This is a genomic window from Nocardia sp. NPDC059229 (genome assembly GCF_042754165.1).
Taxonomy (GTDB): Bacteria; Actinomycetota; Actinomycetes; order Mycobacteriales; family Mycobacteriaceae; genus Nocardia.
Genome location: NZ_JBHZAK010000039.1, coordinates 1 through 15,764, shown reverse-complemented (window position 1 = coordinate 15,764; position 15,764 = coordinate 1). Strand labels below are relative to the sequence as shown.

Sequence of the window (15,764 nt, the reverse complement as noted above, 5' to 3'; positions counted from 1 at the left end):
AGACCAGCGGACACGGCTTCCGACATCCAGCATTCGATCATCCAGACACGTGCGTCGCTCGCGATCGAATGCAGCGGCGCACGGGGCCGATTCACCAAATTCGGGAATAGCGGACGTTCTGCGGCGCACCAGGTTCCGGCCGGCGGCGCCCCGCGCTGGCCGGTTCGGTCAGCGCGGTATGCGGCAGAATAGTGCGTTCGTCCCGTCAAATGCTGGCAACCGCAGTGATCTTGCGTGGGGTTATTGCGACCACAACTCTCCCTCGAGCCGCTGCACGTTCAACCGCGCCCGGAGCGACAGTGTCGTCGATGTACTTGGCCCGGATACGCCGAGTCCAGGTCTCGTCCGGATCGACCGAGACGGTCGCATCCCCGACCAGCCGGACCTGCTTGTTCGGCCGTTCGCCGTCGGCTCGCAGTTCGGCCTCGACGTCGATCACCAACCCCACCTTGGGATTCCGCATGATCCTGCCCAGATGAGGACGGCCTGGATAACTGGTCAGGTAGACACGCCCGTCCTCCCACAAGAACCAGATCGGGGTGACGTGGGGATACCCTTGCGAGTCGATCGTCGACAGATGCGCGACGACATCCAGACCCAGCAGCTCCCCGATCTCGGGGACTTCCAGACGGCGCATGATGCCTGGACACTACCCGCCGCCGTGTCATCGGCATGAGCGCGCACTGCCGGCGGCCGTGAGACGCTCTGCCTGTTGATCTTCCGGCACCTCGCGCTGGCCGGTTCGGTCAGCGCGGTATGCGGCAGAATAGTGCGTTCGGAGCGATCTACCAGAAGGTCAGGCACCTTCCGGATTTCGCCCGCAATAGATTTACCAGCGTTGATTGGCTTGACCGTTGCACGGGTACGTGACGACCGGTGCCGGATCAGGGTTCGCCCCCTGGATATCGAGGCAGAAGTCATTCAGATAGCTACGGATCTCCGCGCCATTCCTGTACCAGGCTTGATTGAGCTGACCGTTACACGGGTACGAGACGACCGGCGCCGGATCAGGGTTCGCCCCCTGAATATCAAGACAGAAAGCATTCATTCCACTACGGATCTGCTGGCCGTCCCAATACCAGGCTTGATTGGACTGACCGTTACACGGGTACGAGACGACCGGCGCCGGATCAGGGTTCGCCCCCTGAATATCAAGACAGAAACCATTCATTCCACTACGGATCTGCAGGCTGTCAGCTGACGCCGTAGACGCTACAGTCAATGCGGCAATAGCCGCCAGCAATAGAATGACAGATCTACGAATGCCTTTCAGCACGTTCTTTTCCCCCTCCAGTTGCAGCCCCGCTGGCGGCAACTCCGGATGGAGGCTAGCACAGCCACCCGGCGCCGTCTCGGCAGTTTCTCCGAGCCTGAGAATTGACGAAAGGCTCTGCTGCGGTACGCCTTCCGCCCTTCGGGTCCAGCGTCAGTGGGCCGTGGCCCTGCGTCATGGCTTCTCCGTGCGATTGATCGGTGATGACGGGTACGACATGGAGATGGGGGTGGCGGATCACCAGTTCGCGAATGCTGTCGACCTCCGGGTCCGGCGGAGTTGGTTGATCATCTACGGACCGCTCCTCACCGCAGGCAACTGGTCTTTCCCGATGGAGGGCCCGAACCCCGGAAGACGCGGTCGCGCGGGCGCAGTGGGTTCGGCAGGCACGCCCGAGCCTCATCGACACTGAACACCGAAGTGCGCGACTGACATTCACCGAACGCTACCTTCGTGACACTGAGGCCCGATCATCCTGCCTCGCATCCACAGCGTCAGCTGTACCGACTTCGGGTGGCGCACAGGCGATCTGCGGCACGCCTCTGCTTTGCGGTGTCTCGAACGGGTTGCCCTCAGCTGGGCGGCAGTGTCGGTGACCTGTTCGGCCGGTCATGCGTACAGCCTTAGCGAAGTGCCGGGTTTGTCCTCGTGAATTGGGTGGTCCGGGCTGAGCAGGTCGATAGGCGAGTGCGTTCGATCGGCGATCGTTTTCGAATGGTTGCCGCGTCCAACTGGAGCATCGTGCGAACCGTCGATAAGTGAACCCCAAGATTTCGTTAACGCCGTCCTCGCAGAGTGGATCTTGTCAGACGACGAAGGGAGAACACAGTGAAGGCACTCGCGAGCACAGCCGTCATCGGCGGAGTCATTGCGGCGGCGGTCATCGGATTGGCCGGGTCGGCGTCCGCGACGGCGACGCCGGTAGTGAACACCTGGTGTCCACACAGCGAGTTGATGCATCCGACGTGGGATGTGAACACCGGTGAACCTGTCATCTGCGTCAACACCGGGATCAGCGGGTTCATGTGGGTTCCTGACGCCACCCGCTGATTCCCGGCCACGAGGACATCACCTGCTGCGATTTCCGATTCGTGAAGCTTGGTGGTTTCGCGGCCAGTCGTGGGCCATCAGCGACTTCGTACGTCTCGTCTCCAATGAGCCGGCGGCGTGCCGTAGCGGTTTTTGAACGCGCGGCTGAATGCTGCCTCCGATGAGTAGCCGACTCTCTCCGCGATGAACGGGATCGAAAGGGAGGTGTCGCGGAGCAGGCCGGTGGCGGCGTCCAGGCGTACGTGCGCGAGATAGGTGGCCGGCGGCGTTCCGACGCGAGCGGTGAACCGCGCAGCGAACGCCGACCGGGAAAGGTTGGACACTCGGGCCAGTTCCTCGACTGTCCAATCGTGGCCGGGGTCTCGGTGGATGGCACTCAAGGACCTGCCGAGCTCCGGGTCGAATGCACCGGTCAGCCAGGTCGGTTCGGTGTCCGTGCCGCCGGCCCAGGTGCGCATGATCTGGATGAACATCAGATCGAGGATGCGGGAGATCATGACCGCTGATCCTTGCGAGGGTGATTGCATCTCGATTACGAGCATCCGGCGGGCGACTTCGAGCCCTTCGGGCGCTGGGGCGCCGGCGCCGCCGAGGATGATCACGGACGGCAGGCTCCCGAACAGGTGGCTCGCCTGCGGGGCGCCGATGTTGAATGTTCCGCAGAGCCAACGGGCCGGCTCGGGGGTGGCGTTCTCGGCGGCGCCGGCGTGCGCGATCGCTTGCGTGTGCTTGCTTGCGTTGCTGAGGTGGTGGGAGTCGCCGCGGGGGAGCAGGACGACATCGCCGGGGCGTACGTGCTCGACGTGTGGGTGTCCGTCGACCCGAAGTTCGAGTTCGCCCTCTTCGATGATGTGCAGGCTGCCGAAATCGGCGAAGCCGATCGAGAAAGTCGGCGGCGGAGCGTACACGGCGATCCGTTCTCCGCTCAGGCGGACGCTCCGGAGCAGCTCTGAAAGCAAGTCGTCCGATTGACTATCTGCGTCGAGGCTCAGCGCGGCGTCCTCGAGCGCCGGCGGGCTGGCACGTTTCTGCGGCGATCCGAGCGAATCGGCGTGCGCCGCTGGACGATTGGCAAGATTTACTGGCGGAGCGGTCATGGTCGCTACCTATTCCTCTAATTACTGTCGACAACCGTGAGCGGGTGCGCTCGCTGGTATCAAACCGGAGATTCAACCGAGAGGTCAGCCATGACGGAGCAAGGCAATCCCACCAGGATCAGCTTTGTCTATTCCAACCCCACCGACCCGGACGCCTTCGAGGCGGCTTATCCCGAGCAGCTCACGCTGGCGCGCAAGCTCCCCGGCCTGACTCGGCTGCAGACGTCGAAGGTCTGGCCCAAGGAAGACGGCAGCCCGACCCCGGCGTATCGAATGCTGGACCTGTACTTCATCGACTACGCGGCAGCCAGCGCCGCGGCCGCAGAGGCGGGTCCCCTTGTCGCTGCTACGGTCGAGCACGCCACCGGTGGCGTAGTGATCGCATTCGCAGAAGTCCTCGAGGACGCCTAGCCTCAGCCGATCACGGCAATTGTGGCCTGCTTGTTCCTGATTGAAGGAAAGGCGTTCCGACCTGGCGCTGGCCACTCCGCTCGCGACCAGAGGTTATTCCGCTTCGGAACTTGACGCGGCCAGGAGACGGCGGCCTCGGTACGGGCCAGGACGTCGGAAATGGTTGCGCAGCAGTGATATTCATTGATCGCCTCACTCGTTCGAACCTTGGCGTAGTGATCGTTGGTCCACCGCTGCTGTCCGATGTCAAGTGGGTCGAATTCCGCTTCAACGTCTGAACCTCTGCGAAAAATTAGGGCAGTGCGTGTATCGCTGCTGGTAGAGACTCTGCTGAGCCCCCATCCGGTGTCCCGGTGGGGGCTCAGTCGTTTCGTCGGCGCCGTGCGTTGGCCGGTTCTGTCAGCGCGGTATGCGGCAGGTCAGTGCGTTGGTGGGAGCGGGGCGGGCGGGATTCGAAACCCGCTCAGCACGAGGCGCCCCACATCGGAGGTGAAGGGTGGGGTGTCCGGGGCTGGTCAAGCAGTGCGGGTATCATGCGCGGCGCGGTTGTCGAGCACGTCGTCCATGTGTGTTTCGGCCCAGTTCTTCACACCGCGCATCATCTGGTGCAGTGAGAGGCCGAGGTCGGTCAGTTCGTAGGAGACCGTGACGGGCACGGTCGGTGTCACGGTGCGGGTGATCAGACCGTCTCGCTCCAAGGCGCGCAGTGTCTGGGTGAGCATTTTCTGGCTGACGCCGGTCAGCAGCCGGGCCAGCTCCGAGTAGCGCATCGAGCCGCCGCCGAGCGCGCACAGGACCAGCGTGACCCATTTGTTGGAAATCCGATCGAGCAGCTGGCGGCTCGGACACGCCGCCAAGAACGCGTTGTACTCCGCCTTGGACTGCGCCCTTTTCTGGGCAGTCGTCCTCGTTGCCATCGACCGCTCCTCCGACCCGTGGGTGCCTTACGCACTTCGAAGTGCGTACTTCCCATTGGAAAGTTACCTATCCATAGTGAAGCAACGAGCAGTTGTGCACCATTGCGGCTCGATACGAAAGGAGTAACTTGTGAGGATGCGGTCCACCGCGCTGCCCGGCGGCACCTGGCCCCTGGGAGATCTGACCGTCAGCCGATTCGGCTACGGCGCAATGCAACTCGCGGGCCCCGGGGTCATGGGCCCACCGGCCGACCACGACGGCGCACTGGCGGTGCTGCGCGAGGCGGTGGACCTGGGCATCACCCACATCGACACCGCCGACGCCTACGGGCCACGCGTCACCAACCAGCTGATCCGGGAAGCGTTGCACCCGTATCCCGAATCGCTGCACATCGTGACCAAGGTCGGCGCGACCCGCGACGAGCAGGGCGGCTGGCCCCAGGCCCGACAGCCCGACGATCTGCGCCGCGCCGTTCACGACAACCTCGAAACCCTGGGGGTCGAGGTGCTCGACCTGGTCAACCTCCGGCTGGGCAACGCCCAAGGGCCCCAACCCGGTTCGCTCGCCGAGCCGTTCGAGACCCTCGTCGAACTCCAGCGCCACGGCCTGATCCGGCACCTCGGAGTCAGCAACGCGACAGACGAACAAGTCGCCGAGGCACAGACGATCGCACCGATCGTGTGCGTGCAGAACATGTACAACCTCGCCTACCGCCACGACGACGAACTGATCGACCGGCTCGCCGTGGAAGGTGTTGCCTACGTACCCTTCTTCCCCCTCGGTGGCTTCAGCCCACTGCAGTCCGCGGCACTCGAGAGTGTGGCAGCCCGGCTGAACACGACACCGATATCGGTCGCTCTGGCGTGGCTACTGCAGCGGTCGCCGAATATCCTGCTGATTCCGGGAACCTCATCGGTGATGCACCTGCGTGAGAACGTGGCCGGCGCGGGGATGTCGCTTTCCGATAAGGAACTCTTCGAACTGGACGAGATCGGCCACTGATCTCCTTCGCCGCAGCCGACGGCACGGCAGGCAAAGCGAACCGACGTTGCGCACTCCGAAAACCGAATCCGCCATTCGGTAGTAGCGGACGTTCTGCGGCGCACCGGGTTCCGGCTGCTGGTGCCGGCGCTGGCCGGTTCGGTTAGCGCGGTATGCAGCATTACCGGATGTGGGCCAGGTTGCGTGATCGTCTCCGTCTGCGCTCAGTGCGGTTGTCAGGGAATCGACTTGGGTTGCGGCGTGGGGCACGAAGGTCTCGTTTCAGCGAGCGTTGAGGCGTGCGAGCTTGTCGGGATTGCCGATGGCGCGGATCGCGACCACGTGGTTGTCATGGGACTCCAACGCGATCACGGCCATAACGGGTCCCGCGAGTGACACGACCACCCCTGGCTCGCCGTTCACCGATGCGACCCGGAAGTCGGCGCCCGCTCCGAACAGTGTTCTGGCGAGCGTGACGCCGACCAGCTCGGCGCCGACCAATGGTCTGACGGGGGCGCCGGCGACTCGCCCGCACGTTCCTGTGCTGCCGGCAAGCCCTTCCCGCGATGCGCAGCGGGCGCTGGGGAAGGATTCCTGGGATTGGTGGGAAGAACGCGGACCGACAGCGGGAGCGCTGGCGGCCTGTCGGGGTTCCGGTAGTAATCGCGCGAAAAACACCGACAATGGCTTGACCAGCACCGATTATCGAGCACACCTTCCGCATGCTCAGGCAAACACTCTGGGGGACCAACCCGAAACCACGCGACCCGCACGCGGGCGACAGGTGGACCTGGCTGCTGCTCGCCGACTACACCCAGCCGTGCCTCGCTCGCAGCCTCGCCGCCGATCTGCGGCGGCCGTGGGAGAAATCCGCTGCTCCGCAACGACTTACACCAGCACGGGTCCGGCGGAGTAGAAGGAATGCGCTGACACACCGCCGTCATGCCGCTGCCGGCCTGACGGTGATGTCTGATTCTCGCCAGCTGCACGGGTGGGGTGTTCGTAGCGTCGGGAGTATGGAAACGGAACTGATTGCCGTTGAACGGGTTACGGGCCTGCGGACGCCGGTGGTGTGGTTCATGGCCGTCGCGGCGGCGTTGGGGACTGCCGGTATCTATCCGCTGCAGCCGGCCATCGCGGCGGTGGCCGGGTCGTTCGGGGCATCGCTCGCCGAGGTCGGGGGAGCGTTGGCGTGCGGGCCCGTGGGGTACATGGTGGGGCTCGCGCTGCTGGTGCCGCTGGTGGACCGGGTGGCGCCGCGGACGGTGGTGGCGGCGCAGTTCTGCGCGCTGGGGGTGGCGCTGGCCGGGGCGGCGGCGGTGGGGTCACCGTGGCTGCTCGGCCTCGCCATCGGCGTGATCGGGGCCGGCTCCTCGGTCGGGGCCCAATTGAGTTCGGTGGCAGGACGATTCGCGGAACCGGCGCGGCGGGCGACCGTGCTGGGCGTGGTCACGGCGGGGATCTCGGCGGGAATTCTATTGGGGCGCATCGTGGGCGGGTGGCTGGCCGATGCCATCGGGTGGCGCGGCATGCTGCTTCTGCTGGCGGCGGCCTGCGCGGTGGTGGCGGTCGCGGCGCGCGCGGTGCTGCCCGCCGAAACCGGGAACGCCGGCACCAGCTACCTGGGGCTGCTGCGCGGATTGCCGGGGCTGTACGCGCGGTTCCCGGTGTTGCGGCTGGCTGCCGGGCGAGGTGCGTTGTGGTTCTTCGCCTTCTGTGTGGTGTGGGCCGGACTGGCGGTAGCCCTGTCGGAACCGCGGATCCGCCGAAGTCGCCTGGTGCGTGGTGGAGCACTTCGGCCCGGATAACGTCGCCCGCACTCGTCCTCGACGGTGATGCCCTCGATCCGATCGGGGGCGGGGGCGCGCTCGTCGGATACGCGCGGGTCTCCACCACCAACCGTTCCGAGGTCTTGACGGTGAAGACAGCCGTCGCCGCCGGGTGGCGACCTCTGAGGGCGTCGATGACCGTGTGTCTAGGCGAAACCGAGCAGAGAGCAACGATCATCAGGGTGCATCGACACACGGCGCGGATCCACCGCGCGGTGCAGGTCCCCGGTCTCCTCCGCAGTGAGGGGCCACGGCCACGCCCAACAAGCCCCCCCACGGATCAGCCTCGTCTTCACGCTCAAGCCGGACGGCCCGATAGAGGCCGATCATCGGTGCGGTTCCATCAAGCACTGCCCTGCGGCCCCACCAGAGACTCCGTCCGACGAGGCGGCGGGTGTTCTCTGCGGAATTTCTCCCGAATCCCCGGATCTACCCGGCGATCGTCTCAAGCATAGAGCTGGTCGGTGACATCGCGTCCCAGCGCCAGAGCGGCCAAGAGCAGGGGACCACGCACGGCGATTCTGCCAGTATTCGGCGTGTCGGATACCGCGCCCCGGTGGTAGTCTCGAACTGTCCAGGGGTAGTCTCGACCGGGTGCCCGTCAAACTCTATTACGCGTTGGCCCAGTTGATGGCGTCTGCCGGCATCGATCTCACGCCGGACCAAGTCGCCCAACTGATACGACGATGGTTGGCCGGGCAGCGTCGGGCTTGGGGCGAGCCAGCCTATGACCCCGCCACAGGCTGGCTGATGCATCAGCTGTGGATCCGGACCGACGAGGGCCAAGCCGTCCAGATCACCGGCCGGATCGCCCCGCCGGACTTCTACATCGTCGATGTCCGCCCGTTGACCGCCGCCGAAACAGCCGAATTCACCCAGTGGGAGGCCCGCAATGATTGATAACACCACCCACACCAATGATGTCGCTCCAGAGGAGATGGCGCAGATCCTTGCGCGTCTACAGCGCGGCAGTGCGCCCTCGGCACCGGAGAGTGGCACCGAGGCCACCACAGGTACCGGCATGGTGGCGCGGTCGGTGAAGATGCCGAAGGACCTGGATCAGCGCGTCGACATCCGCGCCCGTGAGCTCGGCATGTCCAAGAGCGCCTACTTCCGTTGGCTGGCCGAGAAGGACCTGAAGAACGCATACAGCGACGAGCCAGAAATGGTGCCGCTGGACCAGGTCCGAGAGATCGCAACCAGCGCAGTAGACGAAGCGCTGGCGCGGATGTCGCATCGGTCGGGCCACGCAGCCTGAAACCGCGCTCCTTGCCGCAAGCCGCTTCATATCAAGACCGTGGTCCCGGACAGACGTACGGTCGTGCCTGCGGCATGGCGGCAATAAGCCGCCATGCGGACCAATGCGGCCGGTGGTCGACCTCGCTCCCTCCCCGAATGCCGCTGCCCATCTCAGGAACAGCGGCTGGGCGCTCCGCCTGCCGGGTTTCGACTTGGTCCTGACCACGAGAACGATGGAGATCGAAGTGACCGAAGGCGCGACACCGGGCGGGACCGGCGAAGAACCGCCCGATGTTCGTCTCCACCAGCCACGCCCCCGTCAAGGGATCTGATCGGATTGGTCAGCTCGTCCAGCCGATGCCCCGCACCATCGGCGCGGGGCACGCCGCGGTCGAATCGCGCCGCCGTGGCATCCTGGGCTGGCTGCTCCCCGGACCTCATGGGCCGCACCGTGCACGCGGTCAGCCTCGGCCAGCGGGTCGAGGGCGAGGAAGTCCCGGAACTGTTGTGCCACATCGGTTTCGCCGGATGGTCCCCGACCGCGCTGGAACCGACCCGCGCGGAGGTCACCTGCGTTCGCTGCCTGCGCAGAATCGGCGGCCCCACCAGCTCAGCGCAACAGCTTCCGCTGTTCGGAGATGAGAGGTCCCTGTAATAGGGACCCCTCAGAGGTCAAACGTCCCGGACACCGACTGATCTTCAGAGATTGACAGCAGGCTGTCGAGGGCTTGCCGGGATCGTTCCAGTCGGTTGATCGCCTCCGACATGCGGGACCGTTCGCGCGCGAGGTGTCCGGCCATCTCCGGGCAGGTCGCGTGCAGCTGACCGGCCCGGTACTCGGTGCACGGGAGCACGATCGCGATGGTCGCGGTGTTCAGGCCCGCGGCCAGCAGCGCGCGGATGATCCCGACCCGAATCACGTCGGCGTCCTCGAACATGCGGTGCCCGCCGGATGTGCGCCGAGGCGACAGCAGCCCCCGTTGTTCGTAGTACCGCAGCAGTCGGTCCGGGACCTCCGTGCGGGCCGCCAGCTCCCCGATCTGCATGTGTGGCCTCCGTCACTCTGGCTTGATCCTGACATGGATGTCAGGTCCTAACGTCGTGGCGTCCAACACGGGGCGACGGAAGGAGATTCCCATGTCAGGAGCGGTCATCATCGGTGCGGGTCCGGGTCTGGCGGCCGCGGTGGCGCGCCGGTTCACACGCGAGGGCCTGCCGGTCGCGCTGATCGCCCGAGGTGCGGGGGTGGCGGATCTGGCGGCGGCGATCGAAACGGACGGCGGGAAGGCCGTGGCCCTGCGCGCCGACGCTACCGACGGTTCGGCCCTGCGAGCCGCCCTCGACGCGGCGGTGGACGCCCACGGGGTGCCGGACGTGCTGGTCTACAACGCCGCGATCATCCAGCGCGACCGGCCCGGCGAGCTGAGCCGCGAGCAGCAACTGCGCGCCTGGGAGGTGAACGTGCTCGGCGCGATGGACGCCGCCGGCCACCTCGCACCGGCGATGGCCGGGCATGGCGGCGGCACGATCCTCCTCACCGGCGGCATGCCGCTCCCTGACGCCCGCTACGCCAGCCTGTCCCTCGGCAAGGCCGGACTCCGGGCGCTCACCGCGCTGCTCGACCAGGAGTACCGGCCGGGCGGCGTCCACGTCGCCACTGTCATCGTCGACTGCCACATGGTGCCCGGCACCGACTCCGACCCCGATCTCGTCGCCGAGCACTACTGGACGTTGCATCAGCAGCCGAAGGACGGGTGGCAGCAGGAGGTCGTGCACACGGGCTCGACTCCGGTCTGAACGGCGGGCCGTTCTTGCGGAGCCGACAACTGACACGCCTTCGCCTTGCGCCGGCTGACGATATAGCTGCAGCCCGTCCACGGGCAGTGAATGATCCACAGGCCCTCTAGTCCCTCATCGTTTTCCGAACACCTACACCGGTCCAGTCGTTCTCCCCGCCGGTGATCCACCGGCCGTGCCGACAGCACAGGACATCGTCGGGTCCTCGCCGCCACAGTCGGAAGGGCCGTGCATCTGCACGAGCAGCGCCGGCGGGGGCTCGGGCGCGGCGAGGTCGCGCGGGGACCGGATCCGCCACAGCCGGTAAATCCCGGCCGCGCAGCCGAGAGTGATCACCAGGGCCATCCAGCCGGGCATCGCGGAGACGGCCCCGTGCGGATCCCGGTACCAGCGCGGCGAGTAGGCGACCCGGCCGAAAGCGCTGCCGCGTAGCGCCACCACCAAGCCCGGCACGATCATCACCGCCATCGCCACCACGGCGCTGCCCGCGGTCCTGGGCACGGCCACGCCGAAGCAGAACCCGACTATCACTGCCGTGAGGGTCACGCCGAGCACCGGAATCACCGTATATCGGTGTGCCGCGTCGGCGGTGAGGGCCGCGAAGACCGCCAGTCCGCCGGTCGCGGCCAGTGCGATCCACGGGGAACGCCACCGCCGTCCGGCCGCCAGTCCCGCCACCACGGCGAGGACCGGGAGAGGCGCGGTCCAATCCGGCCGGGGCACCGCGATGACCGCGCTGCCCGCATTGGCCACGGCCACCGCCAGCAGGACGAGAGTGCCCTCGCGTCCCGGCAGCAGCAGGGCCGCGACCACGGCCGCGCCGATGGTGATGGCCGCGATCACCCCGATCTGCGCGGGTGTGCCTGCGTGGCGCACCAGCCATCCCGTCGACAGTGTGGTCGCGGTGACCAGTAACAGCGCGGACAGGATCGGGCCGATCGCCAGATCGGTGCTGTCCTCGGTCGAAGGCTCGGAATGCTGCAGGACGATTCCGGCGGCCAGCAGCAGGGCGGTCAGCACGAGCAGCCACACCGGCAGTGTTCCGACCGAAGCCCATTGAATGATCGGATTGCCGCCGCCACCTGAGTACGGCAGCGAGGTCTGGTCGCCGACCTCGATCGCGCCCAGCGCCCCGATCAGGTACGCGCCGGTCGCGATCGGCTTGCCGAAGACCGCGACCGCTAGCGCGCCGAGCAGGATGCCGCTGAAAATGCAGTCGATGTAGTTCGCGGTGGTGAGGTGCTCCGTCGTGACTGCGTCCCGATTCCAGAGCTGGTCGGCCAGCAGCACGACCGCGCTCCCGCATGCGGCGATCCACGCGGTGCGCCGCCCGAGCGCGACCACCAGCGCCGCGGACACCATCGCGAATGCCGCCCCCGCCGCGGCGGCCTGCGGCAAGTCCATTACCAGCAGGTCCATCTTCAATACCGGGGCTTCGGAGGTTCCGGCGAGGTTGAGCGGGGCCATCAGCAGCAGACACGACACCGCCGCCCCGAGCAGGGCGGCCAAGGCCTCGACCCGGATCGCGAGCCTGCCGACCGCGAAGGGTTCGGTATCGCTGTGTGGTTGTTGTGCCAACGCGAACCTCGCGCCCATCTCGTCACTTTCTCCCTCGGTGATGCGACGCCTTCCGCGTTTCAGCAATAACGAGCCTTCCGTGTTGCAGCAATAGCAGCTATCTCTGACCGACGTTAACAGCTGCGTGCTGGGCAAACCCCGTCGGCCACCGACAGCCCCTGACCAGGAAAAACGCTGCCCGAGCGCGACTTTTCACGACAATCCCAACACGTAGTAGGTTCGGCCACTCCCGATCGACGCAGTGATCCTGGACTCGTAGTCCTGCAGCCATCGCTGGATCGTGTGTCCGGATCCTGCGCGGAATGGGACAGAAGGTCGGAACGCCATGTCATCGGGACACTGGTTCGAATCACTGCCGGCGGAGTGCAGGACGGGAGGCCTGAACGCGGATCGTTTTCCGAGCACCTCGGCTTGGGTCGCGGTGTCTGCACCTCGGGCAAAGAACCTATGTCGAGCACGGTTCGAGCACCCCCCCAGTTCCTTTGCCTTGACACCCCTTCCACCCCACCACAATATGAAACAACTGCATTTCATATGGGGTCCGGCGAAATCCGGGCCCCGCTCGGGGAGGAAACCTTGATCAACCGACTGGCACCCCTGACCGCGATCGCCGCAGGTGCACTGTTCTTCCCCGCACTCCTTGCGCCCCCGGCATCGGCGGCAATCGGCGATTTCACCGCCGAGACCCAGGTTGGCGCCCCCGAGCTAGGCAACCTCGTCCCCTGCACCACCACGGGGAAAGATTGCCTGGTCGGCGCCTGGTTGGTAGGTGAGGACCAGCACACCCCCGCATCACTGACCCTCAACGGCCGCCTGGTCGCGAGGACCGACAACGGCAGCATCTGGCTGACATACAACTGGACGCCCACCACCACGGGCACCTACACCTTCACCGCAACCCAGGGCGCATCGACCAAAACCATCACCGTCGACATCACGAAGGTCGGCCCCGGATTGCCCACAGGCTCGGCCAGCTGACAAAACGCGGCCCGCGCCTCCATCGACCGGACCACACGGGCCGTAACGGCCTCATCATCAATAGGCCACGATCGGGCACCGACCGGTTGAGAAGGCCGAGCTGTTGGTATGCGCTGCGTGCCGGCTCAGCGCAACAACCCCCGACCCGCTGAGCCGACACCAGGGTCGCGCCCCACGTGCACTACCGCGACGCTGGGGCGCGACCCGTCCCATCGGTACGTGGTCCACACCGGGTGCCGCCAGGCTGCGCCCGGTGGGTTCGATCTCGGGGTGTAGACCCCGGGAATCGGCTCGGACGTAGCCTGCCGTTGACCTTGAACGCCTACTCTGGCGCACGTCGGCCCCTCCGTGGCGGCGCAGACCCCTCGGCATTGCCCCTGGGCCTTCGTGGCATTCCTCGCGCGGTCGACCTCGGCGTACACCGCCGCCGCGAGTTGCGAATCCAGCCCGCCCGGTGAGACCGGGCGTCGGGCCAGAGATTCGGAGGTGCGCCATGACAGCAACCCCACGCCAACCACGCGGTGACAAGCCCGCTCGCCGGCCGGGAAAGCCGCATACGACCACACCCACCATCACCAGCGGTTCCGATGACGATGTGCCGGTGGTGCGCTGGCCGGATCCGAGTCGGCTCGAATCGTGGTGGCACGACGTCATGCACCCCGCGAAGCGCCCTGATCCAGCGTGAATACCGCCGGGGGTACGGATCCCGGAGCATCACGATGATGCGACCGTTCGGTACCGTTCATTGTTCCGCGGCGACGCCGAGGATCTCGGTCGATCCGTGTCGTGGGGGAGAGGCAGACCGGTCGGTGGCCGCATCCGCGCCGCCCGGGCTGGGCTACCGAGTGTCGGGACCGAGGTCCAGCTCCGGCTGCGGCGGGGGAGCAATCGCCGGGTTGCGCCAGTGGCGCCGCCGGACCTGTTCTGCCGGTTCGGGTGCTGGCGGTGGAGTGGTCGGTTGCGGGCCCGCTAGGTCGGCCAGTGTCTCGGAGTCCAGCTCGGTGTCGGGTATCCGCTCGCGTGCGGTGTTGCGCAGGGTGCGGGGTGAGATGACCAGGCCTTCCTGGGCGCCGATCTCTTGGACGACGAAATGCAGGCCACGGCTGGTGAGCGCGGTGGGTTGGTCGTTGAGGTTCAGGAACAGCGCCGATACCTGTCGGCCTCCGAGCAGCTGGCTACGCCGCTGCAGCCAGCGCCGCTGCACCGTAACCGTTCCCGGCCGCAGCGGCCGCCAAACGGGCTCGCCGTCGGAACGTCGGCAGCAGAGCTGCCCGGTGTTGTGTATCGGGTCCAAGCGCAGATCGGCCGGACCAAGCGCAACCAGTTGATTGACGGTCGGTCCGACATCGAGAATCAGTGCCGCCAAAGCGATATCGCGTTCACTACGGCTGGCAGCGCTGCGCAGCACCGCGCTGTACTGCTGTCGGTCGAGGATCTCCAGCGGACGCTTGCCAGGCTTGGGCCGCGGCACGCTCAGTCGCGTGGTGAAGCCCAGCCAGCTATAGAACAGGTCCAGCGCCCGGAGCATCCCGCTCACGGTCGACTCCGCGAGCCCGTGCTCGACCAGCTCCGCGTCACGGTACTGTCGAACGGCCCGGCGTCGACCGTCGTCATCGGCGAAAGCCTCTGGATGGGTGATGCAACCGGTCTCTATCTCGAATGCGTTGTCGCTCAGCCAGTTCAGGAACCCGCGAACGTGGCGGTAGTAGGTGGCACGCGTACCTTCCGACAACAAGCGGTCGCCGATGTAGCCACGTGCCAGGTCCTGTGAAAACCGCTTCAGAGCTTCATTATTGGCGTCCGGTCCGCGCTCGCACAGCACGACTCGGGCAATGGCACCACTGCTTGTCACGGTGACCGGCCCCCTCTCCTCGCTGCTGGGTGGTGAGACCAGGATGGCAGGGCGTACCGACACAAACCGGGCCCACTGTCAGACGTTTACAGCAGTGACAATCAGGCTGCTGTAAAAATTAGACTGCTGCCGTCCTTTCGAGCATCAGGACCGGCTGTGCCGCGAGCCTGGTTCCGCCGATACGCCAGGCCGGGTCGTGCATTCCTCGGTAGATCGTCATCGGTGCGTTCTCGAGCAGGTGGCCGTCGTAGGGGTCGGGGACACCGGCGAGGATCCGGTCACAGGCGTTGGCGATGCGTTCGCGCTGGCGCAGCCTGCCGCGGATCCTCGCGCTGGGCCTGCCCCGTTCGCCACGGCGAGTCCTGCTCCAATGCCTGTACGCCAGTATGGCTTTGCCTGCGATCACTGCTGTGGTGGATCGTGGCCTGGTAGCGGATAGCGAGTTTGTCGAACCGGGTAGCCACTGCCCGATGCTGTTTGAGCTGGTTGATGCCCCGCTCGACGGCGTTGCGGTCCCGGTAGACCACCGGGTCGAACGCCGGTGGCCGCCCGCCGGCACTGCCACGACGGCGCCGATGCGCGGCCTGGTCGGCCGGGACCGGGATCGTTGCTTTGATCCCGTGTCGACGCAACCATTCCCGGTTGGCGCGACTGGAATACGCCTTATCGGCCAACACCCGATCTGGTCGCGCCCGCGCCCGCCCACCACCGAGTCTCGGCACCGAAATGCTATCGAGCACCGCGGTGAACTGTGGACTGTC

17 protein-coding genes and 1 pseudogene are annotated in these 15,764 nt (G+C 66.3%); 9 read left to right on the top strand and 9 right to left on the bottom strand.

Annotated elements, in window-relative coordinates:
- Positions 1-205: 205 nt before the first annotated feature.
- Entirely contained in the window at positions 206-637 is a 432-nt protein-coding gene (locus tag ACFXHE_RS41930; RefSeq protein ID WP_379390954.1) for a pyridoxamine 5'-phosphate oxidase family protein, read from the bottom strand.
- 192 nt (positions 638-829) lie between these two features.
- Entirely contained in the window at positions 830-1,276 is a 447-nt protein-coding gene (locus ACFXHE_RS41925; RefSeq protein ID WP_379390952.1) for an RICIN domain-containing protein, read from the bottom strand.
- Between the two features lie 825 nt (positions 1,277-2,101).
- Between ACFXHE_RS41925 and ACFXHE_RS41920 the strand changes: the two genes are divergently transcribed.
- Entirely contained in the window at positions 2,102-2,323 is a 222-nt protein-coding gene (locus tag ACFXHE_RS41920; protein WP_379390950.1) for a hypothetical protein, read from the top strand.
- 77 nt (positions 2,324-2,400) lie between these two features.
- Here the strand turns inward: ACFXHE_RS41920 and ACFXHE_RS41915 are convergent, their stop codons facing one another.
- Positions 2,401-3,420 (bottom strand): cupin domain-containing protein, encoded by a 1,020-nt coding sequence (locus ACFXHE_RS41915; RefSeq protein ID WP_379390948.1) that lies wholly within the window; start codon positions 3,418-3,420, stop codon positions 2,401-2,403.
- 90 nt (positions 3,421-3,510) lie between these two features.
- Here ACFXHE_RS41915 and ACFXHE_RS41910 point away from each other — a divergent pair, with 90 nt between their 5' ends.
- Positions 3,511-3,831 (top strand): EthD family reductase, encoded by a 321-nt coding sequence (locus ACFXHE_RS41910; RefSeq protein WP_379390946.1) that lies wholly within the window; start codon positions 3,511-3,513, stop codon positions 3,829-3,831.
- A gap of 515 nt (positions 3,832-4,346) precedes the next feature.
- On the opposite strand, the gene ACFXHE_RS41905 is transcribed toward ACFXHE_RS41910, so the two are convergent.
- The gene (locus tag ACFXHE_RS41905; RefSeq protein WP_379390944.1) at positions 4,347-4,748 is read right to left on the bottom strand and encodes a winged helix-turn-helix transcriptional regulator; all 402 of its coding nucleotides are present in this window, start codon (positions 4,746-4,748) and stop codon (positions 4,347-4,349) included.
- A 136-nt stretch (positions 4,749-4,884) separates the two neighbouring features.
- On the opposite strand from ACFXHE_RS41905, the gene ACFXHE_RS41900 reads away from it, so the two are divergent.
- On the top strand, positions 4,885-5,751 hold the full coding sequence (locus ACFXHE_RS41900) for an aldo/keto reductase family oxidoreductase (RefSeq protein ID WP_379391002.1): 867 nt from the start codon (positions 4,885-4,887) through the stop codon (positions 5,749-5,751).
- A gap of 261 nt (positions 5,752-6,012) precedes the next feature.
- On the opposite strand, the gene ACFXHE_RS41895 is transcribed toward ACFXHE_RS41900, so the two are convergent.
- Positions 6,013-6,231, bottom strand: coding sequence for a hypothetical protein (locus ACFXHE_RS41895; RefSeq protein WP_379390942.1), 219 nt, complete (start codon positions 6,229-6,231; stop codon positions 6,013-6,015).
- Positions 6,232-6,746: 515 nt separating this feature from the next.
- Between ACFXHE_RS41895 and ACFXHE_RS41890 the strand changes: the two genes are divergently transcribed.
- From ACFXHE_RS41890 to ACFXHE_RS41875, 4 genes are all read left to right on the top strand, one after another.
- Positions 6,747-7,538 (top strand): MFS transporter, encoded by a 792-nt coding sequence (locus ACFXHE_RS41890; protein WP_379390940.1) that lies wholly within the window; start codon positions 6,747-6,749, stop codon positions 7,536-7,538.
- Positions 7,539-8,153: 615 nt separating this feature from the next.
- Entirely contained in the window at positions 8,154-8,459 is a 306-nt protein-coding gene (locus ACFXHE_RS41885; RefSeq protein WP_379390938.1) for a hypothetical protein, read from the top strand.
- Positions 8,452-8,817 (top strand): hypothetical protein, encoded by a 366-nt coding sequence (locus ACFXHE_RS41880; RefSeq protein WP_379390936.1) that lies wholly within the window; start codon positions 8,452-8,454, stop codon positions 8,815-8,817. Before ACFXHE_RS41885 ends, ACFXHE_RS41880 begins: the two co-directional genes overlap by 8 nt.
- A 387-nt stretch (positions 8,818-9,204) precedes the next feature.
- Positions 9,205-9,453 (top strand): hypothetical protein, encoded by a 249-nt coding sequence (locus tag ACFXHE_RS41875; protein WP_379390934.1) that lies wholly within the window; start codon positions 9,205-9,207, stop codon positions 9,451-9,453.
- Between the two features lie 10 nt (positions 9,454-9,463).
- On the opposite strand, the gene ACFXHE_RS41870 is transcribed toward ACFXHE_RS41875, so the two are convergent.
- A complete protein-coding gene (locus tag ACFXHE_RS41870; RefSeq protein WP_379390932.1) occupies positions 9,464-9,844 on the bottom strand; it encodes a MerR family transcriptional regulator in 381 nt (126 codons plus the stop codon).
- Between the two features lie 91 nt (positions 9,845-9,935).
- Between ACFXHE_RS41870 and ACFXHE_RS41865 the strand changes: the two genes are divergently transcribed.
- Positions 9,936-10,595, top strand: coding sequence for an SDR family NAD(P)-dependent oxidoreductase (locus tag ACFXHE_RS41865; RefSeq protein ID WP_379390930.1), 660 nt, complete (start codon positions 9,936-9,938; stop codon positions 10,593-10,595).
- A gap of 132 nt (positions 10,596-10,727) precedes the next feature.
- Here the strand turns inward: ACFXHE_RS41865 and ACFXHE_RS41860 are convergent, their stop codons facing one another.
- Positions 10,728-12,191 (bottom strand): hypothetical protein, encoded by a 1,464-nt coding sequence (locus ACFXHE_RS41860; RefSeq protein ID WP_379390928.1) that lies wholly within the window; start codon positions 12,189-12,191, stop codon positions 10,728-10,730.
- 558 nt (positions 12,192-12,749) lie between these two features.
- Between ACFXHE_RS41860 and ACFXHE_RS41855 the strand changes: the two genes are divergently transcribed.
- Entirely contained in the window at positions 12,750-13,151 is a 402-nt protein-coding gene (locus ACFXHE_RS41855; protein WP_379390926.1) for a hypothetical protein, read from the top strand.
- 838 nt (positions 13,152-13,989) lie between these two features.
- On the opposite strand, the gene ACFXHE_RS41850 is transcribed toward ACFXHE_RS41855, so the two are convergent.
- Together ACFXHE_RS41850 and ACFXHE_RS41845 are read right to left on the bottom strand one after the other, a co-directional pair.
- Positions 13,990-14,973 (bottom strand): tyrosine-type recombinase/integrase, encoded by a 984-nt coding sequence (locus tag ACFXHE_RS41850; RefSeq protein ID WP_379390924.1) that lies wholly within the window; start codon positions 14,971-14,973, stop codon positions 13,990-13,992.
- A gap of 446 nt (positions 14,974-15,419) precedes the next feature.
- A pseudogene (locus tag ACFXHE_RS41845) lies at positions 15,420-15,764 on the bottom strand (transposase); the annotation flags it as partial.